We start from the raw sequence: 513 nt of genomic DNA, 5'->3' as shown, positions 1-513 counted from the left end.
GCGCGGATTGCTGCTCAAGGCCGGCACAGCCGTAGACGCCACCATCATTGCGGCCCCTTGCTCGACCAAGAATGCGGACAAGAAACGTGACCCGGAAATGCATTCGACCCAGAAGGGCAATCAGTGGCATTTCGGCATGAAGGCGCATATCGGCGTGGATGCTGAGTCTGGTTTGGTTCACACCGTGCGCGGGACGGCCGCGCATGTCAATGACGTCACCCAGGGCAACAGTCTGCTGCACGGGCAAGAAAAGGAAGCGTTTGGCGACGCCGGCTACCAGGGCATTGAAAAGCGTCCGGACGCCAAGGATGGCGTCACCTGGCATGTCGCCATGCGCCCAGGTAAGCGAGCGGCTCTTGATCTGGAGAACGAACGCGATGCCTTGACTGACAAGATCGAAAAGGCCAAGGCGGGCATTCGGGCCAAGGTTGAACACCCGTTCCGGGTCCTCAAGCGTCAGTTCGGCTATGTGAAGGTTCGGTATCGCGGCTTGAAGAAGAACACGGCGCAACT

The 513-nt window shown here is 59.5% G+C and carries 1 protein-coding gene; it reads left to right on the top strand.

Translation table 11 applies throughout. From position 1 onward, the window contains the following. A partial coding sequence (locus LNV07_RS25395; RefSeq protein ID WP_263574002.1) for an IS5 family transposase occupies positions 1-513 on the top strand: 513 nt, incomplete at both ends.

Source organism: Roseateles oligotrophus, assembly GCF_025717515.1.
GTDB classification, from domain to species: domain Bacteria; phylum Pseudomonadota; class Gammaproteobacteria; order Burkholderiales; family Burkholderiaceae_C; genus Paucibacter_A; species Paucibacter_A oligotrophus.
Note: the sequence above shows the minus strand (reverse complement) of the source record. Positions and strands in the feature narration are given on the sequence as shown.